The following is a 20072-nucleotide window of genomic DNA, read 5'->3' on the forward strand; positions in this document are numbered from 1 at the left end:
GCCAGACCATGCGCCATTATCTTTCAGCTGCATTGTTGTGTTGCTGGCTGTTCAGCCCCTTCAGCCAGGCCGAGTTGCCGCCGGGTTACCGGATGGTGCTGCTCACCGAGAACTTCCCGCCCTTCAATATGGCGAACAACGGCAAGAACTTCGCCCGCGACCCGAATATTCAGGGCGTCAGCGCCGACATAGTGCGTGAGATGTTCAAGCGCGCCGCCATCGACTACAGCCTGACCCTGCGCTTCCCCTGGGACCGCATCTACCAGCAGGCGATGCACAGCCCCAATCACGGCCTGTTCTCCACCTCCCTGAGCGAGGCGCGCAAGCCCTTGTTCAAGTGGGTCGGGCCCATCGCCCAGTATCAAAGCGTGCTGGTCGGCCTCAAGGACGGCGGCCCGCAGCTGGACAACCTGGAGCAGGCCAAGGCCTATCGCATCGGCGCCTACCAGAGCGCGGCGGTCAGCCAGCACCTCGAACGCCTGGGCTTCAAACCGCAAAACGCCCTGCGCGACCAGGAAAACATCCGCAAACTGCTCGGCGGCAAGATCGACCTGTGGGCCACCTCGGACCCGGTCTGGCGTTATTACGCCAAGCAGGAAGGCGTGAGCGGGCTGGAAACCGTGCTGAGCTTCGACTCCTCCAAACTCTACCTGGCGCTGAACAAGGACACCCCGGACGAGGTGGTCGAGCGCCTGCAAAGAGCCCTGGACCAGATGAAAGCCGAGGGCTACGGCAGCTGCACCAAGAACCCCGAACTCTGCTAAGAGCCGGCAGTCAATCCGCCCAGGCCTTGCGCAACGCGCGCAGGGCCTGGGCGATCTGCGGCTCGGCGACCCCGGCGAAACCCAGCACCAGCCCGGCCCGCTGGTCCTCAGTGCCCGGCGAATCCGCCAGCCAGTAATCGCTCAAGCCATTCAGCTCGACCCCGACCGCCGCCGCCCGCGCGATCAGCTCGCGCTCGCGCGCCCGGCTCGCCACCCGCACGCTCAGATGCAGGCCGGCATCCACCGCCGGCAGCGGCTGACAACCGGCGATGGGTTCCGGCCAACCGCGCAACAGCGCATCGCGGCGCGCGCGCGCAGCCCGGCGCATGCGGCGGATATGCCGCTGGAAATGCCCGGCGGCGATGAACTCGGCCATCACCGCCTGGGTGCCGATTTCCGAATGCCGCACGCCTAGCGCGCGCAGCTGCGCGAAGGCATCGGCCAAGGCTGGCGGCACCACCAGATAGCCCAGGCGCAGCCCGGGAAAAGCGATCTTCGAGAAGGTCCCGACATAGAGCACCCGGCCCTGCCGATCGAGCGCGGCCAAGGGCGACAACGGCGTACCGCGATAACGGTATTCGCCGTCGTAATCGTCTTCGACTATCCAGGCCTGCTCGCGCTCGGCCCATTCCAGCAACTCCAGACGCCGCGCCAGGGACAGGGTGACGCCGGTCGGGTACTGATGCGAAGGCGTCACATAGGCCAGCCGGCAATCCTCGAGCGCCGCCAGTTGCGCGCAGTCCAGGCCGTCCCGATCGACCGCGATCCCGTGCAGCCGCGCGCCGGCCAGCGCGAAGGCCTGCCCGGCGGCGCGATAACCGGGGTTCTCCACCGCCACGCCATCGCCCACCTCCAGCAACAGCTGGGCGCACAGGCTGATAGCCTGCTGCGCGCCGCTGGTGACTATGACCTGGGCCGGATCGCAGATCAGCCCGCGGCTATTGCGCAGGTAGGCGGCGATCAGCTCGCGCAACTGCGGGTCGCCCGCGGGCTCGGCATAACCCAGGCGCTCCAGCGGCGGATGCCGCCAGAAGTTCGATTGCAAACGGGCCCAGATGTCGAAGGGGAACAGGTCGAACGCCGGGATGCCGACGCGAAAGGCCCGCGGCGCACCGGCACGCGGGGCGGGCAAGCGGTTGTTCTGCAAGCGCCCGAGCAGGCTGGTCTGCGGCGCACTGGCCGGAGGCGCAGAAGGGCTGGGCGGCGCGGCGCTGCCGGCCAACTCAGCCACATAGGTGCCATCGCCGATGCGCCCCTCGAGATAGCCCTCGGCATACAGCTGGTCGTAGGCGCGCACCACGGTATTGCGCGATACCCCCAGCGCCGCCGCCAGGTCACGGCTGGCCGGCAGGCGCACGCGGCTACTCAGCTGACCGCCAAGAATGCGCTCGCGCAGAGCCTGATACAGCTGGCGGGACAAGCCTTGGCGGCGGTCGAGGTGAATGCCCGAGGGATCGAGCGGCAGCGGTGGACGCGGAGTATTCGGGGGCATGGGCGACTAACCGAAAGGTGGTCGTCACAGCCTAAATTGGCCCAATGAAAATTGCCATGAATGGCTCTTACAACAGACCAATAGCCGGCCTAGGATGCGTTCATCCCGCCGGAGAATCGCCATGTACCTGCCACCCGCGTTCCGTGAAGAAGACCTGCCCAGGCTGCATGCGCAGATCGCGCAGACACCTTTGGCAATTCTGCTGAGCCAGGGCAACAACGGCCTCGAAGCCAGCCATCTGCCGCTGCTGCTGAGCCCCGACGAGGGTCGCTTCGGCACCCTGCAAGGCCACTTCGCCCGCGCCAACCCGCACTGGCGAAGCCTCGCGGCCGGCGCCGAGGTGCTGGTGATCTTCCCTGGGCCGCAGGCCTACGTCAGCCCCAGCTATTACCCGAGCAAGGCCGAGCACGGCAAGGCGGTGCCGACCTGGAACTACATCGCCGTCCACGCCCATGGCCATGCCGAGGTCTACGACGATCCGCAGCGCCTGCGCGAACTGCTGACGCGGCTGACTCGGCAACACGAACGAGACCGGCCACAGCCCTGGTCGCTCGAGGATGCGCCGGCGGACTATCTGGACAGCCTGCTGCGCGCCATCGTCGGCTTCTCCCTGCCGATCGAGCGCCTGGAAGGCCAATGGAAACTCAGCCAGAACCGCAGCCGCGCGGACCGCGCCGGCGTGCGCGAAGGGCTGGCCAGCAGCGCGTTGGCGAGCGACGTCGAACTGGCACAGCGGATGACTGAATGCACGCAAAGCTCTTCTATAGGTTTTGCACGCCCAGCAACCCCAACACAACCCTCTGTGGGAGAACAGACGATGAGCACACTCAGTATCCGCCCCGTCAGCCGCGACGACCACGCCGCCTGGTTGCCGCTGTGGCAGGGCTACCAGCGCTTCTACAAGAGTGAAATCCCGGAGCAAACGACAGCCGTCACCTGGCAGCGCTTCCTCGATCCGGCCGAACCCATGCACGCCGCGCTGGCCTGGCAGGGCGAGCGCGCTGTCGGCCTGGCGCACTGGATCTTCCACCGCTCCTGCTGGACGCCCGGCGACTACTGTTACCTGCAGGATCTGTTCGTCAGCGAAGGCCAACGCGGCGGCGGCATCGGCCGGCAACTGATCGAACAGGTCTACGCCCAGGCCAAAGCCACCGGCGCCTCGCGGGTGCACTGGCTGACCCACGAAACCAACCTTGACGCCATGCAGCTCTACGAGCGCATCGCCGAACGCTCCGGCTTCGTTCAGTACCGCAAGCTGCTGCCTTAATCACCACCACGAGGACCCGCCATGTCGAACCAGCCGTTACTGCACTGGCAGCCCGCCAAAACTCCCGAGCGCCGGCCGTTGAGCGGCCAGCGCGTGCGCCTGGAACCCCTCGACCCGGCCCGCCACGGCGACGATTTATGGCAGGTCCTGCAAGGCCCGCAGGCCGACCCGGCGCTCTGGGACTACATGGCCTACGGCCCGTTCGGCGAGCGCAGCGCCTTCGATGCCTGGCTGAGCGGCAATGCAGCGACCAGCAATCCGCTGTTCTACAGCGTGATCGACCCGGCCAGCGCTCGCGCCCAGGGCCTGCTCAGCTTTCTCAACATAGTCCCGGCCCACGGCAGCATCGAGATCGGCAATATCTGCTACGGCCGCGCCATGCAACGCAGCGCGCCGGCGACCGAGGCGATTTACCTGTTGGCCCACTACGCCTTCGAACTGGGTTACCGCCGCCTGGAATGGAAGTGCAACGCGCAGAACGCCCGCTCGACACGGGCCGCCGAGCGCTTTGGCTTCAGCTACGAGGGGCTGTTCCGCCAGCACCTGGTGATCAAGGACCGCAACCGCGACACCGCCTGGTACGCCCTGCTCGATAACGAGTGGCCGGCCGTGCGGCACGCCTTCGAACGCTGGTTGGCGGCGGATAACTTCAGCGCCGACGGCCGGCAGAAACACAGCCTGGCCGAATTGCGCGAAGCCTGAACAAGCGCTTGTATGGTTGCGAGATTGTAGGGGTCAGCAATACAGGCTGTTCATTGGATTATGAGCCCAAGGGCTCACCCTTCGGGCCAGCGCTAAAGCGCTGTTCAGGTCCCGCTCCCCGCTTACGCGAGGAGCCAATAAAAAGAGCAAAAAAAGGGAGCCTTGCGGCTCCCGAGGGGACTTCTGTTTAGCCTTCGATTCAGGCTTCGATCTCCACCAGGATCTCGCCCGGGTTGACCCGGTCGCCCTTGGCCACATGGATAGCCGTGACGGTGCCGGCGATACCCGCCTGCACTTCGGTTTCCATCTTCATCGCCTCGCTGATCAGCACGGCCTGGCCGGCTTTCACCGTGTCGCCTTGCTTGACCAGCACCTCGACTATGTTGCCCGGCATGGTGGTGCTGACATGGCCCGGCGCGCTGGCGTGCTTGCGCTTGCCGGTGCCGGCACCGACGAACTCGTTGAGCGGCTCGAACACCACCTCTTCCGGCATGCCGTCGAGGGACAGGTAGAAGTGCCGCTTGCCGTCGGTCTTCACGCCGACGCCGGTGATGTCCACGCGGTAGCTCTCGCCGTGTACGTCGATGATGAACTCGGTCGGCACGCCTTCGCCGCTGGCCGCGGCCACGCCGCCGGCTTCCGGGATCGGCAGCAGCACCTCCGGCGTCAGAGTGCCGGCTTCGCGCTCTTCGAGGAACTTGCGCCCGATGTCCGGGAACATGGCGTAGGTCAGCACATCCTCTTCGGACTTGGCCAGGGCGCCGATCTCTTCGCGCAGCTTGGCCAGTTCCGGCTTGAGCAGATCGGCCGGACGCACCTCGATCACGTCTTCGCTGCCGATCGCCTGGCGCCGCAGCTGCTCATCGACCTTGCCGGCGGCGCGGCCGTAGCGGCCTTGCAGGTAGAGCTTGACCTCGTTGGTGATGGTCTTGTAGCGCTCGCCGGCCAGCACGTTGAACACCGCCTGGGTCCCAACTATCTGCGAAGTCGGGGTCACCAGCGGCGGGAACCCGAGGTCGGCGCGGACTCTCGGGATCTCGGCGAATACCTCGTTGATGCGGCTCAGCGCGCCCTGTTCCTTCAGCTGGTTGGCCAGGTTGGACATCATCCCGCCCGGCACCTGGTTGACCTGTACGCGGGTATCGACCGTGGTGAATTCGCTCTCGAACTGGTGGTATTTCTTGCGCACGGCGTAGAAGTACAGGCCGATTTCCTGCAGCAGTTGCAGGTCCAGACCGGTGTCGAACTCGCTGCCCTTGAGCGCGGCGACCATCGACTCGGTGCCCGGATGGCTGGTGCCCCAGGCGAAGCTGGAGATCGCCGTGTCGATATGCTCGGCGCCGTTTTCGATCGCCTTGAGCTGGCACATGGCGGCCAGGCCGGCGGTGTCATGGGAATGGATAAACACCGGCAGCGACTGCTCGGCCTTCAGCGCCTTGACCAGCTCGCCGGTGGCGTACGGCGTCAGCAGGCCGGCCATGTCCTTGATCGCCACCGAGTCGCAGCCCATGGCTTCCATCTGCTTGGCCTGGGCGACGAAGGCTTCGATGGTGTGCACCGGGCTGGTGGTGTAGCAGAGCGTGCCTTGCGCATGTTTGCCGGCGGCTTTCACCGCTTCGATGGACACCCGCAGGTTACGCACGTCGTTCATCGCGTCGAAGATGCGGAACACGTCGATGCCGTTGACCGCGGCCTTGGCGACGAAGGCCTTGACCACGTCATCGCTGTAATGCCGGTAGCCGAGCAGGTTCTGCCCGCGCAGGAGCATCTGCAGGCGGGTGTTGGGCAGCGCCGCGCGCAGCTTGCGCAGGCGCTCCCAGGGGTCTTCCTTGAGGAAGCGCACGCAGGCGTCGAAGGTCGCGCCGCCCCAGACTTCCAGCGACCAGTAGCCGACCTGGTCGAGCTTGGCGCAGATCGGCAGCATGTCTTCGGTGCGCATGCGGGTGGCGATCACCGATTGGTGGGCGTCACGCAGTATGGTGTCGGTAACGTGGATCTTCTTAGTCATACTCAGTTCCTCACAGGCCGGCGTGGGCGGCGATGGCGGTGGCGATGGCCAGGGCCAGGTGCGATGGGTTGCGCTTGATCGAGTACTCGGTCAGCTCCGGGTGGCTCTCGACGAAGCTGGTGTTGAACTGGCCGCTTCTAAACTCGGGGTTACGCAGGATTTCCTGGTAGTAGGCGGCGGTGGTCTTCACCCCTTGCACGCGCATGTCGTCCAGGGCGCGCAGGCCGCGGTCCATCGCCTCTTCCCAGGTCAGCGCCCAGACCACCAGCTTCAGGCACATGGAGTCGTAATAGGGCGGAATGGTGTAGCCGGTGTAGATCGCCGTGTCGGTGCGCACGCCGGGGCCGCCGGGCGCGTAGTAACGGGTGATCTTGCCGAACGAGGGCAGGAAGTTGTTCTTCGGGTCCTCGGCGTTGATCCGGAACTGCAAGGCGAAGCCGCGGTACTGGATGTCTTCCTGCTTGACCGAGAGCGGGTTGCCTGCGGCGATGCGGATCTGCTCGCGGACGATGTCGATGCCGGTGATTTCCTCGGTGATGGTGTGTTCCACCTGCACCCGGGTGTTCATCTCCATGAAGTACAGCTCGCCATCTTCGGCGAGCAGGAATTCCACGGTGCCGGCGTTCTCGTAACCCACCGCCTTGGCCGCACGCACCGACAGATCGCCGATATAGGCGCGCTGCTCCGGCGTCAGTTGCGGGCTCGGGGCGATCTCGATCAGCTTCTGGTTGCGCCGCTGAATCGAGCAGTCGCGCTCGAACAGGTGCACCACGTTGCCGAAGCTGTCGCCGAGGATCTGCGCCTCGATATGCTTGGGATTGACGATGCACTTCTCCAGGAAGACCTCGGCCGAGCCGAAGGCCTTGGTCGCCTCGGAGATCACCCGCGGGAAGGCCTGCTCCAGCTCCTCGGCGCTGTTGCAGCGGCGGATACCGCGGCCGCCGCCACCGGACGTGGCCTTGAGCATCACCGGGTAACCGATGCGCTCGCCTTCCCTCAGGGCCTCGGCGATATCCGCGACGTTGCCTTCGGTGCCCGGGGTGACCGGCACGCCGGCGGCGATCATGCTGCGCCGGGCCTCGGTTTTGTCGCCCATGCGGCGAATCACCTCGGCACTGGGACCGATGAATTTGATCCCGCGCTCGGCGCAGATCTCCGCCAGCTCGGCGTTCTCGGAGAGGAAGCCATAGCCCGGGTGCAGCGCATCGCACCCGGTCTCGACCGCCAGATTGACCAGCTTGCGCGGGTTCAAGTAGCCGGCCAGCGGCTCGGCACCGATGCTGTGGGCCTCGTCGGCGCGCTTCACGTGTAGCGCCATGCGGTCGGCATCGGAGTAAACCGCCACCGAGCGGATGCCCATCTCGGCGCAAGCGCGCACGATACGAACGGCAATCTCGCCACGGTTAGCGATCAGGATTTTCTTGATCACGGAAGGTTTCCCTCGGCCTGGTGAACTGGCGACCGCTTACCGCCGGTCGACCCCTGCGCGAGCCCGAGAATCACATTCTGGAGCCCATTCGCGTAGTTACCCTAGCCCCCGGCGCCGATTAACCAAAATCAATAATTATTGGGTTAGCTATTAGTAAAGACTTATAGTCACTCGACCAAGCATAGATAAACAGGTGAAATCCGTGCGTAAGTCCTTGATGCGCATGACCTTGCGTCAGCTCCAGGTGTTTCGCGCGGTCTGCGAAAGCCGCTCCTACAGCCGCGCGGCCGAGGAAATGGCCCTGACCCAGCCGGCGGTCAGCCTGCAAATTCGCCAGCTGGAAGAGCTGGTGGGGCAGCCGCTGTTCGAGTACGTCGGCAAGAAGCTCTACCTGACCGACGCCGCCGACGCGCTGCAACGCGCCAGCGCAGATATTTTCCAGCGCCTGGAAAACCTCGATATGCAGCTCTCGGATTTGCAGGGCTCGCTGCAGGGCCAGCTCAACCTGGCGGTGGAATCCAGCGCCAAATACTTCGTGCCGCACCTGTTCGCCGCCTTCAAGCGCCAGCACCCGGAGGTCAACCTGCACCTCGCGGTGGTCAACCGCGCCCAGGTGATCAAGCGCCTCGCCGACAACCGCGACGACTTGGTGATCATGTCACTGGTGCCGCAGGACATGGCCCTGGAGTTTCTGCCGTTCCTGAACAACCCGATAGTCGCGGTGGCGCCGCCCGAGCATCCGCTGTGCAGCGCCGGGCCACTGACCCTGAAAGACCTGGAGCCCTACCCGCTGCTGATCCGCGAGCCCGGTTCCGGCACGCGCAAGGCCTGCGAGGAGTATTTCCAGCAGAAGCACGCGCACTTCGCCCAGACCCTCGAAGTGGCCTCGCTGGATGCCCTGCGCGAATGCGTGGTGGCCGGCCTCGGCCTGGCGCTGCTGCCGCGCCACGCGGTCAGCCTGGAGCTGGCCACCGGCCTCTTGCGCGAGCTGCCGGTGGAGGAGCTGCCGCTCTATCGCAGCTGGTGCGTGGTCCATGCCCGAGGCAAACGCGTGTCGCCGGTGGGTCAGGCGTTTCTGGCGTTTATCCGCGCCGAACGCACGCAGATCAGCGCGCTGGCCGCGCGTTTCGCCGGGACGCTGCCCGGACCGCCTCCAGGTAGTTAGCGGCGATCAGCTCGGGGAAATCGGCCAACTCCTGCCGCAGCCGGCGCTGCTCGGTGAAGTCTTCGATGGCGCGACGGTAGGCCATACGGCGCTGATCTTCTAACTGGCGGCGGGTCTTAGCCGCCGAGCTGACGTACTGCTGCGAGTCATCCACATAACGAGCCATCTCGGATCTCCCATGAACAGGTGCGGGGAGCACCAGCATGGGCGGCAGGCGTGACGCTTTGACGGCAGAGCGATGAAACTGCGGTGACCGCGCGGTTTCAGTCTTCGCTCGCCTTCACCGTCTTCGGCGACAGACGCAGGCTACGCAAGCTGCGCTTGACGCTCTTCAGGTGATTGACCAGGGTCGGCCCACGGGCCATGGCCACGCCCATCGCCAGCACGTCGATCACCACCAGATGGGCGATCCGCGAGGTCAGCGGGGTGTAGATCTCGGTGTCTTCCTGCACGTCGATGGCCAGGTTGACCGTGGCCAGCTCGGCCAAGGGCGTTTGGCTCGGACACAGGGTGATCAGGGTCGCGCCGGTTTCGCGCACCAGGTTGGCGGTGATCAGCAGATCCTTGGAGCGCCCCGATTGCGAGATGCAGATGGCCACATCGGTCGGCTTCAGGGTCACCGCCGACATCGCCTGCATGTGCGGATCGGAATAGGCCGCGGCGGTCAGCAGCAGGCGGAAGAACTTGTGCTGGGCATCCGCCGCCACCGCACCGGAGGCGCCAAAGCCATAGAACTCCACGCGCTGGGCCTGGGAACAGGCGGCGATGGCGAGCTGCAGGGCCTTCGGATCGAGCTTTTCGCGCACCTCGATCAGGGTGTGCAGGGTGGTGTCGAAAATCTTCAGGCTGAAGTCCGCCACCGAGTCGTCTTCATGGATCGCGAACTGGCCGAAACTGGCGCCGGCCGCCAGGCTCTGCGCCAGCTTCAGCTTGAGATCCTGGAAGCCGGTGCAGCCGATGGCGCGGCAGAAGCGCACTATGGTCGGCTCGCTGATCCCCACGCTGTGCGCCAAGTCGGCCATGGAACTGTGCATCACCGCCGCGGGGTCGAGCAGCACGTGATCGGCGACCTTGAGTTCCGACTTTCGTAACAGATGACGCGACTGGGCAATGTGTTGCAAGAGGTTCAAGGGGCTGGGCTCTGTTGATGGGTTATGATCGGCGAGAATCTCTTCAATGTCGTCGCGAGCGCAGGTCAGGCAAGGCGAAAACAGGCGAGGAAGCGGAGTTGACTGTAGTCAATGAGCATTCCGAGCCGGTTTTCAACGCAGCATCACCAAGCGCAGCAGGCATTGAGCGGTTCTCAGCCGGGTTGTAGCGTGCTTGTAGTTATACTACATGAGCCGCCTCCCGCCCAGGTAAACCGCGCTCGGAGCCCCCTTGTTGACCATCCCTTGTGACATGTTGGTATTTGGCGGTACCGGTGATCTGGCCCTGCACAAACTGCTGCCGGCGCTCTATCACCTGCACCGCGACGGCCGCCTGCATCCCGACCTGCGCATCCTCGCCTTGGCCCGCAGTGCGCTGACGCGCGAGGCCTATCAGGCGCTGGCCGAGCGGCGCTGCCGGGCCCAGGTCGCCCGCGCCGATTTCGATGCGCCGAGCTGGAGCAGCTTCGCCGCCCGCCTCGACTACTTCGCCATGGACGCCGCGCAAAGCGCCGACTTCGGCCGCCTGGCCAAACACCTGGGGCAGGCCGAGCAACGCGTGCGGGTGTACTACCTGGCGACCGCGCCGGATCTGTTCGAAGCCATCGCCGCCCACCTGGCGATCGCCGGCCTGGCCGGGCCGCACGCGCGCATCGTCCTGGAGAAGCCGATCGGCCATTCGCTGGAGTCGGCCCAGGCCATCAACGCGGCGATCGGCGCGGTGTTCGATGAGTCCCGGGTGTTTCGCATCGACCACTACCTGGGCAAGGAGACGGTGCAGAACCTGATGGCCCTGCGCTTCGCCAATGCCCTGTTCGAGCCGGTGTGGCGCGCCGGGCATATCGACCATGTGCAGATCAGCGTGTGCGAAACCCTCGGCGTGGAAAACCGCGGCGCCTACTACGACCGCTCCGGCGCCATGCGCGACATGATCCAGAACCACCTGCTGCAACTGCTCTGCCTGGTGGCGATGGAGGCGCCGGTGCGCTTCGACGCCGAGGCGGTGCGCAACGAGAAGCTGAAGATTCTGCAGGCCCTCAAACCTATCTCAGGTCTCGATGTGCAGGACAAGACCGTGCGCGGCCAATACGCCGCCGGGAAGATCGGCGGGCAGGAAGTGCCAGCGTATTATTTCGAAAAAAATGTCGACAACGACAGCGATACCGAGACCTTCGTCGCCCTCCAGGTCGAGATCGACAACTGGCGCTGGGCCGCCGTGCCGTTTTATCTGCGCACCGGCAAGCGCATGGCGAAGAAGGCTTCGGAGATCGTCATCCAGTTCAAGCCGGTGCCCCATCGCCTGTTCGACGGCGGCCAGGCCAATCGCCTGCTGATCCGCCTGCAACCGGAAGAACGCATCAGCCTGCAACTGATGGGCAAGACCCCCGGCAAGGGCATGCGCCTGGCTCCGGTGGAGCTGGACCTCAACCTGGCCCAGGCCTTCCACCAGAAACGTCGCTGGGACGCTTACGAACGGCTGTTGCTGGACGTGATCGAGGGCGACTCGACGCTGTTTATGCGCCGCGATGAGGTGGAAGCCGCCTGGGCCTGGGTCGACCCGATCCTAAAAGGCTGGCTGGAGTACTACCAGAGCCCGCGCCCCTACCCGGCCGGCTCCAACGGCCCCGAACAGGCGCAGAGCCTGCTGGAACTGCAAGGGCGCAAGTGGCTGGAGTGAACGCAGCAGTCTTGTAGGGTGCAACCCGCGCGGAGAGGTCATTAACCTGGCGCGGTTCACCCGGCGCGCCTATCCCCACGGCAAATCCGGGTCACCACCACAGCGCCGTCGCTTGATCGCGCAACAGCTGCGCAAACTCCTCCGCCTCCAGCGGCCGGCTGATCAGGAAGCCCTGAATCTCGTCGCAGTGCTGGGCCTTGAGGAAGTCCATCTGCGCCTGGGTTTCCACGCCTTCGGCGACCACCTTCAGCTCCAGGCTGTGGGCCATGGCGATGATGGCGCGGGTGATGGCGGCGTCTTCGCCGTTGGCCGAGAGGTCGCGGATGAAGGTCTGGTCGATCTTCACGTAGTCCACCGGGAAGCGCTTGAGGTAACTGAGCGAGGAATAGCCGGTGCCGAAGTCGTCGATCGCCAGCTTCACGCCCAGCTCGCGCAGTTGCTGGAAGGTCGCGATGACGCTCTCGACGTTGTCGAGGAGCTGGCTTTCGGTCAGCTCCAACTCCAGGAAGCACGGCGCCAGGCCGGTTTCCTCGAGTACCTGGCGCACCAGGCTGGTCAGGTTGCCTTGGCGTAACTGGTGCACCGAGAGGTTCACCGAGACGCGGATATCCGCCAGCCCCTGGCGCTGCCATTCACACGCCTGCCGGCAGGCCTGGCGCAGCACGAATTCGCCGATCGCCGCGATCAGTCCGGTCTCCTCGGCCAGCCCGATAAAGTCCCCCGGCGGCACCAGGCCCAACTCGGGATGACGCCAGCGCACCAGGGCTTCGGCGGCATTCAGGCTGTCATCGGCCAGGCACAGCTTGGGCTGGTAGAAGACTTCCAACTGGCCGAGTTCGATGCCTTTGCGCAGCTGGTTTTCCAGCTGTAGACGCTCGAGGGTGCAGGCCTGCAGGTTGTCGGTGAAGAATTGGAAGCTGTTGCCGCCCAGATGCTTGGCGTGCTGCATGGCCATGTTGGCCTGACTGATCAGCGCAGAGATTTCCCGCGCATTGTCCGGCAGCAGGCTGATGCCGAGGGACGCGCTGACCACCAACTCCTGACCGCCGATGGTCATCGGCATGCGCAGCTTGGCGAGCAGGCGGCTGGCCATCCGCGCCAGGCTCGACAGGCTGCCGTAGGAATCCAGCAACACGGCGAATTCGTCGCCGGAGAGCCGCGCCAGGGTATCGGCCTCCGGCACCGCCTGGGTCAGGCGCCGGCTCATCTGCCGCAACAGCTGGTCGGCGACTTCGTGGCCGAGGCTGTCGTTCAACAGCTTGAAACGGTCCAGGTCGATATGCAGCAGCGCCAGGCTGCGCCCGCTCTGCCGCGCGCGTTGGCTGGCCTCATGCAGGCGCGCCTTGAACAGCGTGCGGTTGGCCAGGCCGGTCAGTTCGTCGTAGTGCGACAGGTAACGCAGGCGCTCCTCGGCATCGCGGCGCGCCGTCAGGTCGGCAAAGAAGCCGACGATATGACTGACCCGCCCACGCGAGTCGCGCACCACATTGAGCTGCAACCACTGCGGGTAGAGCTCACCGTTTTTGCGGGTTTCGATCAACTCGCCCTGCCAAGTGCCGCTCAGCTCCAGCTCCTGACGGATCACTTCGTACTGGCGGCGCGTCGCCCGGCTGCTGATCAAGCGGGCGACGCTGCGCCCATGCACTTCGTCTGCGCTGTAGCCGGTGACCTGGCTATAGGCCCGGTTGACCGCCAGTACCAGGTAGTCCGGGTCGAGGATGACGATGCCCTCGCTCGCCGCCTCGAATACGGTGGCGGCCAGGCGCTGTTCTTCCTCACGGCCCTTCCAGCTACTGATATCGCGGCGGGTGCCGAGCATGCGGGTGACCTGGCCCTGCGCGTCGCGCTCCACCGCGCGGCCGCGATCCTCGACCCACACCCACCGGCCGTCGGCGTGGCGCACGCGGTATTCGATCTGGTAGCCGTCGCTCAACCCCTTCAGGTGCTCGACCAGGGTGCGCCGCAGCAAGGGCAGGTCTTCCGGGTGCAGGCGCGGTTTAAGATCGCGCAGCATGGCCTTCACCTCATCCGGCTCGAGGCCGAACAGCGCCTTGAGCTGCGAGTGGTGCACCTGGTCGGTCACCAGGTTCCAGTCCCACAGGCCCAGCTCGCTGGCCTCCAGCGCCAGGGCCAGGCGTTCCTCGCTCTTGCTCAGGGCATGGCTGGCCGCATCCAGCTCCAGGGTGCGCTGGGCCACGCGCATTTCCAGCTCGGCGTGGGCCTGGCGCAATTCGCGTTCGGCGCGCCGGCGCTGCTCCACCTCGCGCGCCAGCTCGCCGTTGAGTCCCTCGGCTTGGGCCTTGGCGTATTCCAGGTGACTGATCAGCGCCTGATTGTGGAAACGCTGGAGCAAACTGCGCTGCACCAGGCGATTGACCTGCCAGGCCACCACCAGTAGCGCGCCGAACAGAATCAGCCCGAGCAACCCCCAGCCCTGCTGCAACGGCTGGCTACTGAGCAGGAGATAGACCACCGCCGGCAGCAGGCACGGCACGGCGAAGGTCAGAAAAGCCGAGAGGCTGACCGCATAGGCGATGCTGGCGGAGAGAATGGCCGCGGCGATCAGGCCGAACATCAGCGCCTGCTGGAGGAAGGCATCCGGCGGCACCAGGGCGATGGCGCCGATGGCCAGGGTCACCCCGGAAGCCGCGGCGCCGAGCAGGAACATCCGCCGCCAGTGCGGCTTGGCCTGGCGCGAGGGCGGCGCGGCATTGAAGGCCGCCACCTGAATCAGCCGCAGCACGGCCAGCAGCATCAGCCCGATCAGCCAGCCGGAGAGCAGCCAGCCACCCTGCGGGGCCCATAACAGATAGGCGCAAGCCAGGCCGCTGAGCAGCATGAATAGCGTGGGAATCCGTGAGCCCTGATAGAGCAGACGGGTGCGTTCAACGGCGATGTCGGTGGCGAACAGCTGGCGGATCTCCCGGTCGGCGTCCGCAGACGACTGCGCGGGGAGGGTCCTGGAATGAGCGGTCATAGGCTATTTTCTTGTAATGCCGTGCCTAGGCGTCGCCGGAGCATACCCGAGCCCAGGGCATCCCCCAAGGCTGAAGTGCGGCATTTTCAGCAGCGCCAGCCCGCACTTTCGATAGCCGCGGCCGCGGCCGTCGGGCTGACCGAGCGGTCATCCGCCGCCTGGCGTTTGCCCTGGCTACCCTGGCCCCCTAGAATGCCGCGATGCGCGACGATCTCTCCCTTCTGCTGAATTCCCTCAACGACGCTCAACGCCAGGCCGTAGCAGCCCCGGTGGGCCGTCAGTTGGTCCTGGCCGGCGCTGGTTCCGGCAAAACCCGTGTGCTGGTGCACCGCATCGCCTGGTTGATCCAGGTCGAGCATGCCTCGCCACACTCGATTCTGTCGGTGACCTTCACCAACAAGGCCGCGGCCGAGATGCGCCAGCGCATCGAGCAGATCCTCGACATGAGCCCGCAAGGCATGTGGGTCGGCACCTTCCATGGCCTGGCGCACCGCTTGCTGCGGGCGCACTGGCAGGAGGCCGGCCTGAGCCAGAGCTTCCAGATTCTCGACAGCGACGACCAGCAGCGGCTGGTCAAACGGGTGATCCGCGACCTCGGCCTGGACGAACAGCGCTGGCCGGCGCGCCAGGCCCAGTGGTTTATCAACGGGCAAAAGGATGAGGGGTTAAGACCCCAGCATATCCAGGCCAGCGGCGATCTGTTCCTCGCCACCATGCGCAAGATCTACGAAGCCTACGAAGCGGCCTGCCTGCGCGCCGGGGTGATCGACTTCTCCGAGCTGCTGCTGCGCGCCCTCGACCTGTGGCGCGACCATCCGGGCCTGCTCGAGCATTACCAGCGGCGCTTCCGGCACATCCTGGTCGACGAGTTCCAGGATACCAACGCCGTGCAGTACGCCTGGCTGCGCCTGCTCGCCAAGGGCGGCGACAGCCTGATGGTGGTGGGTGACGACGATCAGTCGATCTACGGCTGGCGTGGGGCGAAGATCGAGAACATCCATCAATACTCGGCGGATTTCCCCGACGCCGAAACCATCCGCCTGGAGCAGAACTACCGCTCCACCGCGAGCATCCTCAAGGCGGCCAACGCGCTGATCGTCAACAACAGCGGGCGCCTCGGCAAGGAGCTGTGGACCGAGGGCGGCGAAGGTGAGCCGATCAGTCTGTACGCCGCCTTCAACGAACACGATGAAGCGCGTTACGTGGTGGAAAGCATCGAAAGCGCGCTGAAAACCGGCTTGGCGCGCCGCGATATCGCCATTCTCTACCGCTCCAACGCCCAGTCGCGGGTGCTGGAAGAGGCGCTGCTGCGCGAGAAGATTCCCTACCGCATCTACGGCGGCCAGCGCTTCTTCGAGCGCGCCGAGATCAAGAACGCCATGGCCTACCTGCGCCTGCTCGACGGCCGCGGCAACGATGCGGCACTGGAGCGGGTGATCAACGTGCCGGCACGCGGCATCGGCGAGAAGACCGTGGAGAGCATCCGCGAGTTCGCCCGCGCCAATGACGTGTCGATGTGGGAGGCAATTCGCCTGCTGCTTGCCAACAAGGGCCTGAGCGGTCGCGCCGCCGGCGCCCTGGCCGGCTTCGTCGAGCTGATCGAGAACCTCGCGGCCAAGGTCATGCAGATGCCGCTGCACCTGATGACCCAGACCGTCATCGAGCAGTCCGGGCTGATCGGCTACCACAAGGAAGAAAAAGGCGAGAAAGGCCAGGCACGGGTGGAGAACCTGGAAGAATTGGTCAGCGCCGCGCGCGCCTTCGAGCACAACGAGGAAGAGGATCTAACGCCGCTGGCGGCGTTCCTCGGCCACGCCTCGCTGGAAGCCGGCGACACCCAGGCCGACGAGCATGAGGACAGCGTGCAGCTGATGACCCTGCACAGCGCCAAGGGCCTGGAGTTCCCGCAGGTGTTCCTGGTCGGCATGGAAGAAGGCCTGTTCCCGCACAAGATGAGCCTGGAAGAACCCGGCCGCCTCGAGGAAGAACGCCGCCTGGCCTATGTCGGCATCACCCGCGCCATGCAGTATCTGGTCATCAGCTACGCAGAGACCCGCCGCCTGTATGGCAGCGAGACCTACAACAAGGTCTCGCGCTTCGTGCGCGAAATTCCGCCGGCGCTGATGCAGGAAGTGCGGCTGTCCAACAGCGTCAGCCGGCCCTATGGCAGCAGTAACCGTGGCGCCAACACCAGCAACATGTTCGCCAATGCCGAGGTGCCGGAAACCGAGTTCCGCCTCGGTCAGGCGGTGAAACACTCGCTGTTCGGCGAAGGGGTGATCCTCAACTTCGAAGGCGCCGGCGCCCAGGCGCGGGTGCAGGTGAATTTCGCCGACGAAGGCAGCAAATGGCTGATGCTTGGCTATGCCAAGCTGGAGCCGGCGTAAGAGCCTGTTCATAAAGAGACGCAGCTCTTCGTAGGAGCGGGCCATGCCCGCGATGCTTTTGCTTCAAGAGCTTTCGCGGGCATGGCCCGCTCCTACGGGTTTTGTGCTTTTCCGATGCCACCCCCGCGCCGGGCGATAACTCCGCCGAGCCAGAGGGCTCCGTTGGTCGTTTTCGTCAACAGCCCAAGGTTCGCGACTCATACTTGCAAGTCGAGGTATGCCCGATGAATCGATCGCCCAGCGCCAAGCAAATTCTCGACTGCGCCCTTGAACTGGCCGAAACCTGTGGCTGGGAGCGCTTGCACCTGTTCGCGGTCGCCGAGCGACTGGAGGTCGGCCTGGACGCCATCGCCCGCCATTACCGGCAAAAAGACGACTTGGTCGAGGCCTGGTTCGACCGTGCGGACAGCGCCCTGCTGGCACGCGCCCAGGCACCTGACCTGACGGCGCTGCACCCCGAAAAACGCCTGGAAGAACTGCTGATCGCCTGGCTCAACAGCCTCGCCGCGCACCGGGCGGTGACCGCGCAGATGCTGCTGTACAAGCTGGAGCCCGGTCATCTGCACTTGCAGGTACTCGGCCTGTTGCGCATCAGTCGCACCGTGCAGTGGTGGCGTGAGGCGGCGCGCCGCGACAACCAATCCCTCAGCCGGATCATCGAGGAAAGCCTGCTGAGCACCGCCTACCTGTGCACCTTCCTCCATTGGCTGCGCCACCCGCAGGAGGAAGAAGCCGATCTGCGCGCCTTCTTGCGCCGACAGCTGCGCTGCACGCCGCTGCTCCTGCTGCTGCGCCCCTAGGTTTGCCGCGCTGCACGCCGGCGGGCAAAAGCCCGAAACACTCTGCCGCTGGCCATAGCCACTCAGCCTGTGCAACATGGCGCGCGTTGAATCAATCAAGAGAGCTCCAACAATGAAGCGTTTCCTCAGCCTTGCCATGGTGCTTTGCGTCGCCCTGACGCTCAGCCTGGATGCCAATGCCAGACGCATGGGCGGCGGTAAATCCTTCGGCTCGGCGCCGACCCACCAAACCCGCCAGGCCACCCCGCCGGCCACCAACCAGGCCGCCGCTCCGGGCCGTGCGGCCCCGGCTGCCGCCAGCGGTGCTTCGCGCTGGCTCGGGCCGCTGGCCGGGATCGCCGCCGGTGGCCTGCTCGCCTCGATGTTCATGGGCGACGGTTTCCAGGGCATGCAGATCTTCGACTTTCTGATCATCGGCCTGATCGCCTTCCTGGCCTTCCGCTTCATTGCCGCCCGTCGCCGTCAGCAGGCCCAGGGGCAACCGGCCGCTGCCGGGCATGCGCCGTTCCAGCGGCAAATGCCGGTGCCCGATGCGCCTTCACCAGCCTCGATCTTCGGCGGGAGCAGCAGCGCGGCCGCACCGGTGATCAACGCCCCGAGCTGGTTCAACCAGCAGCGCTTCCTCGAGGCCGGCCGTGAGCACTTCCTGGCCCTGCAACAGCACTGGGATGCAGCCGAGATGGACAAGATCGCCGAGTTCGTCACCCCGCAGATGCTCAGTTTCCTCAAGGAAGAACGCGCCAGCCTCGGTGACGGCTTCCAGTCCACCTATGTGGATGACCTGCAGGTGCAGCTGGACGGCATCGATGAACTGGCCGACAAGACCGTGGCCACCCTGACCTTCCGCGGCATCGCGAAAACCTCGCGCTTCGACCAAGGCGAAGCCTTCAGCGAAAGCTGGCGCATGGAGCGCGGCAATGGCGACAACCCGCCGTGGCTGGTCGCCGGTATCCGCCAGAACGACTAAAGCTGGCAGACGTTAGCGCTACACCGAAACCCCAGCCTTGGCTGGGGTTTTTCTATTCAGCGAACCGCAGGCATTGCGCTTGCGCCGAGCTACTGTATAAAACGCGCCATCCCAAGTGAGAGGTTCTCTGCCATGGAAGAAGTGATCGACGAGCTGCGTGAACTCAATGAGAAAGTCCCGGTGCCCCTGGAGCTGCCGGAAGAAGAATTGCTGGTGGAAATCGAAGAACAGTTGCTGATCAGCCTGCCCTTCGAGTTCCGCGAGTTTCTGCTCAAGGTCAGCGATGTGGTCTACGGCCGCCTGGAGCCGGTGACCGTGACCGACCCGCAATCGCATACCTACCTGCCGGAAGTGGCCTCGGTGGCCTGGTCGCTGGGCCTGCCGCGCGAGCTGATTCCGCTCTGTGAAGACCACGGCAACTACTACTGCGTCGAACTGGACGGCACCGTGCTGCTGTGGGACGGCGACGAAGCCGAACTGACCGACGAGAGCTGGGATTCGGTGTGGAAGTGGGCCCGCGAGGTCTGGCTGCAAAGCTGAGTGTCAGCGACAGCGAGGTGCTGCTTTGTAGCTTCTGCGTCAGACGCGAACCTTGCCGTTGCTCGCCTCCAGGCTGAGCAGATTGAGCAGGAACTGCCCGAAGTAGCTCAGATCCTGCTCCATGGCCGCCCGCGCGGCCTTGCCGTCACCGGCCTGCAGCGCCTTGAAGCAGTCGTCGTGGAAGTCGTTGAGGCGCAGCGACAGGTCGGCCTCGGTGAACAGCCGATTGAAGAACGGCCCGACCTGCAGCCACAGCCCTTCGATCATGCGCAGCAGCACCGGGTTGGCGCAGGCTTGGTAGAGGGTCAGATGAAACTGGCTGTTGTCGTTCAGATAGCCCCGCACGTCGCGGCGCTCCAGCGCGCTTTCCATCCGCTCGACACAGCCCTGCAGGATCGCCAGGTCACTGGGCGTCAGGCGCGGCGTGGCGGTTTCCACCGCCAGACCCTCGAGCGCCAGGCGCACCTGGAATAACTGCTGAAAGCGTTCGCGGGTCATCGGCGGGACGCGCACCGAGCGCTGCGGCTCGCCCTCCAGCGCGCCCTCGGCCACCAGGCGTTGCAAGGCGGCGCGCACCGGCATCGGGCTGGTGCCCAAGGCGGCAGCCAGGTCGCGGATTTTCAGGCGTTCGCCGGGTTGGAATTGCCCGGCCAGCAGACCCTCGCGGAGACGTTGGTACAGCTGTTCTTGCAGGTTGTCGGCCATGCTCGCGTCACCGTGCAGGGGCCGGCGGCGCCGGCAGTTGGTT

Annotated in this window: 16 protein-coding genes and 1 pseudogene; 10 read left to right on the forward strand and 7 right to left on the reverse strand. The window is 65.4% G+C overall.

Annotated features, from left to right (window positions below; translation table 11 throughout):
• The first annotated feature begins 8 nt into the window (after positions 1-8).
• A complete protein-coding gene (locus FFS13_RS02095) occupies positions 9-764 on the forward strand; it encodes an ABC transporter substrate-binding protein (protein WP_137817473.1) in 756 nt (251 codons plus the stop codon).
• A gap of 10 nt (positions 765-774) precedes the next feature.
• Here FFS13_RS02095 and FFS13_RS02100 read toward each other — a convergent pair whose 3' ends face one another.
• Positions 775-2256 carry a PLP-dependent aminotransferase family protein gene (locus tag FFS13_RS02100; RefSeq protein WP_137817474.1) on the reverse strand — a complete coding sequence of 494 codons (1482 nt, stop codon included), beginning with the start codon at positions 2254-2256 and terminating at the stop codon, positions 775-777.
• Between the two features lie 121 nt (positions 2257-2377).
• Here FFS13_RS02100 and FFS13_RS02105 point away from each other — a divergent pair.
• The 3 genes and pseudogenes from FFS13_RS02105 to FFS13_RS02115 all read left to right on the forward strand — a co-directional run.
• Positions 2378-2998: pseudogene (locus FFS13_RS02105) on the forward strand (FMN-binding negative transcriptional regulator); the annotation flags it as partial.
• A 75-nt stretch (positions 2999-3073) separates the two neighbouring features.
• Positions 3074-3523, forward strand: a complete 450-nt coding sequence (locus FFS13_RS02110) for a GNAT family N-acetyltransferase (RefSeq protein ID WP_137817720.1) — start codon at positions 3074-3076, stop codon at positions 3521-3523.
• Positions 3524-3544: 21 nt separating this feature from the next.
• The gene (locus FFS13_RS02115; RefSeq protein ID WP_137817475.1) at positions 3545-4225 is read left to right on the forward strand and encodes a GNAT family N-acetyltransferase; all 681 of its coding nucleotides are present in this window, start codon (positions 3545-3547) and stop codon (positions 4223-4225) included.
• A gap of 199 nt (positions 4226-4424) precedes the next feature.
• Here the strand turns inward: FFS13_RS02115 and oadA are convergent, their stop codons facing one another.
• Both oadA and FFS13_RS02125 read right to left on the reverse strand, forming a co-directional pair.
• A complete protein-coding gene (gene oadA, locus FFS13_RS02120) occupies positions 4425-6233 on the reverse strand; it encodes a sodium-extruding oxaloacetate decarboxylase subunit alpha (protein ID WP_137817476.1) in 1809 nt (602 codons plus the stop codon).
• 10 nt (positions 6234-6243) lie between these two features.
• On the reverse strand, positions 6244-7662 hold the full coding sequence (locus tag FFS13_RS02125; protein WP_137817477.1) for an acetyl-CoA carboxylase biotin carboxylase subunit: 1419 nt from the start codon (positions 7660-7662) through the stop codon (positions 6244-6246).
• A gap of 217 nt (positions 7663-7879) precedes the next feature.
• Here FFS13_RS02125 and FFS13_RS02130 point away from each other — a divergent pair, with 217 nt between their 5' ends.
• Complete coding sequence (locus FFS13_RS02130; RefSeq protein WP_171006408.1) at positions 7880-8827, forward strand: LysR family transcriptional regulator; 948 nt, start codon at positions 7880-7882, stop codon at positions 8825-8827.
• On the opposite strand, the gene FFS13_RS02135 is transcribed toward FFS13_RS02130, so the two are convergent.
• Together FFS13_RS02135 and hexR are read right to left on the reverse strand one after the other, a co-directional pair.
• The gene (locus tag FFS13_RS02135; RefSeq protein WP_137817479.1) at positions 8769-8993 is read right to left on the reverse strand and encodes a PA3496 family putative envelope integrity protein; all 225 of its coding nucleotides are present in this window, start codon (positions 8991-8993) and stop codon (positions 8769-8771) included. The genes FFS13_RS02130 and FFS13_RS02135 overlap by 59 nt on opposite strands.
• A 97-nt stretch (positions 8994-9090) precedes the next feature.
• Positions 9091-9957, reverse strand: coding sequence for a transcriptional regulator HexR (gene hexR / locus FFS13_RS02140; RefSeq protein WP_137817480.1), 867 nt, complete (start codon positions 9955-9957; stop codon positions 9091-9093).
• A gap of 271 nt (positions 9958-10228) precedes the next feature.
• On the opposite strand from hexR, the gene zwf reads away from it, so the two are divergent.
• The gene (gene zwf, locus FFS13_RS02145; protein ID WP_218568594.1) at positions 10229-11653 is read left to right on the forward strand and encodes a glucose-6-phosphate dehydrogenase; all 1425 of its coding nucleotides are present in this window, start codon (positions 10229-10231) and stop codon (positions 11651-11653) included.
• Between the two features lie 91 nt (positions 11654-11744).
• Here zwf and FFS13_RS02150 read toward each other — a convergent pair whose 3' ends face one another.
• The gene (locus FFS13_RS02150) at positions 11745-14630 is read right to left on the reverse strand and encodes an EAL domain-containing protein (protein WP_137817482.1); all 2886 of its coding nucleotides are present in this window, start codon (positions 14628-14630) and stop codon (positions 11745-11747) included.
• 200 nt (positions 14631-14830) lie between these two features.
• Between FFS13_RS02150 and uvrD the strand changes: the two genes are divergently transcribed.
• From uvrD to FFS13_RS02170, 4 genes are all read left to right on the forward strand, one after another.
• On the forward strand, positions 14831-17017 hold the full coding sequence (gene uvrD / locus FFS13_RS02155) for a DNA helicase II (protein WP_137817483.1): 2187 nt from the start codon (positions 14831-14833) through the stop codon (positions 17015-17017).
• 224 nt (positions 17018-17241) lie between these two features.
• Positions 17242-17817: a TetR family transcriptional regulator gene (locus tag FFS13_RS02160; protein ID WP_137817484.1), complete on the forward strand. Its 576-nt coding sequence runs from the start codon at positions 17242-17244 to the stop codon at positions 17815-17817.
• A 112-nt stretch (positions 17818-17929) separates the two neighbouring features.
• Entirely contained in the window at positions 17930-18784 is an 855-nt protein-coding gene (locus tag FFS13_RS02165) for a Tim44 domain-containing protein (RefSeq protein ID WP_137817485.1), read from the forward strand.
• A 132-nt stretch (positions 18785-18916) separates the two neighbouring features.
• Positions 18917-19324 (forward strand): SMI1/KNR4 family protein, encoded by a 408-nt coding sequence (locus FFS13_RS02170; protein WP_137817486.1) that lies wholly within the window; start codon positions 18917-18919, stop codon positions 19322-19324.
• Between the two features lie 39 nt (positions 19325-19363).
• Here the strand turns inward: FFS13_RS02170 and FFS13_RS02175 are convergent, their stop codons facing one another.
• On the reverse strand, positions 19364-20029 hold the full coding sequence (locus FFS13_RS02175) for a GntR family transcriptional regulator (RefSeq protein ID WP_137817487.1): 666 nt from the start codon (positions 20027-20029) through the stop codon (positions 19364-19366).
• Positions 20030-20072: the final 43 nt, after the last annotated feature.

This window comes from Pseudomonas sp. 2FG (assembly GCF_005502935.1).
In the GTDB taxonomy this organism is placed as follows: Bacteria; Pseudomonadota; Gammaproteobacteria; order Pseudomonadales; family Pseudomonadaceae; genus Aquipseudomonas.

Coding starts and splice junctions, on each gene's coding strand:
- FFS13_RS02095 (WP_137817473.1), top strand. CDS start 9: ATGCGCCATTATCTTTCAGCTGCATTGTTGTGTTGCTGGCTGTTCAGC.
- FFS13_RS02100 (WP_137817474.1), bottom strand. CDS start 2,256: ATGCCCCCGAATACTCCGCGTCCACCGCTGCCGCTCGATCCCTCGGGC.
- FFS13_RS02110 (WP_137817720.1), top strand. CDS start 3,074: ATGAGCACACTCAGTATCCGCCCCGTCAGCCGCGACGACCACGCCGCC.
- FFS13_RS02115 (WP_137817475.1), top strand. CDS start 3,545: ATGTCGAACCAGCCGTTACTGCACTGGCAGCCCGCCAAAACTCCCGAG.
- oadA (WP_137817476.1), bottom strand. CDS start 6,233: ATGACTAAGAAGATCCACGTTACCGACACCATACTGCGTGACGCCCAC.
- FFS13_RS02130 (WP_171006408.1), top strand. CDS start 7,880: ATGCGCATGACCTTGCGTCAGCTCCAGGTGTTTCGCGCGGTCTGCGAA.
- FFS13_RS02135 (WP_137817479.1), bottom strand. CDS start 8,993: ATGGCTCGTTATGTGGATGACTCGCAGCAGTACGTCAGCTCGGCGGCT.
- zwf (WP_218568594.1), top strand. CDS start 10,229: ATGTTGGTATTTGGCGGTACCGGTGATCTGGCCCTGCACAAACTGCTG.
- FFS13_RS02150 (WP_137817482.1), bottom strand. CDS start 14,630: ATGACCGCTCATTCCAGGACCCTCCCCGCGCAGTCGTCTGCGGACGCC.
- uvrD (WP_137817483.1), top strand. CDS start 14,831: ATGCGCGACGATCTCTCCCTTCTGCTGAATTCCCTCAACGACGCTCAA.
- FFS13_RS02160 (WP_137817484.1), top strand. CDS start 17,242: ATGAATCGATCGCCCAGCGCCAAGCAAATTCTCGACTGCGCCCTTGAA.
- FFS13_RS02165 (WP_137817485.1), top strand. CDS start 17,930: ATGAAGCGTTTCCTCAGCCTTGCCATGGTGCTTTGCGTCGCCCTGACG.
- FFS13_RS02170 (WP_137817486.1), top strand. CDS start 18,917: ATGGAAGAAGTGATCGACGAGCTGCGTGAACTCAATGAGAAAGTCCCG.
- FFS13_RS02175 (WP_137817487.1), bottom strand. CDS start 20,029: ATGGCCGACAACCTGCAAGAACAGCTGTACCAACGTCTCCGCGAGGGT.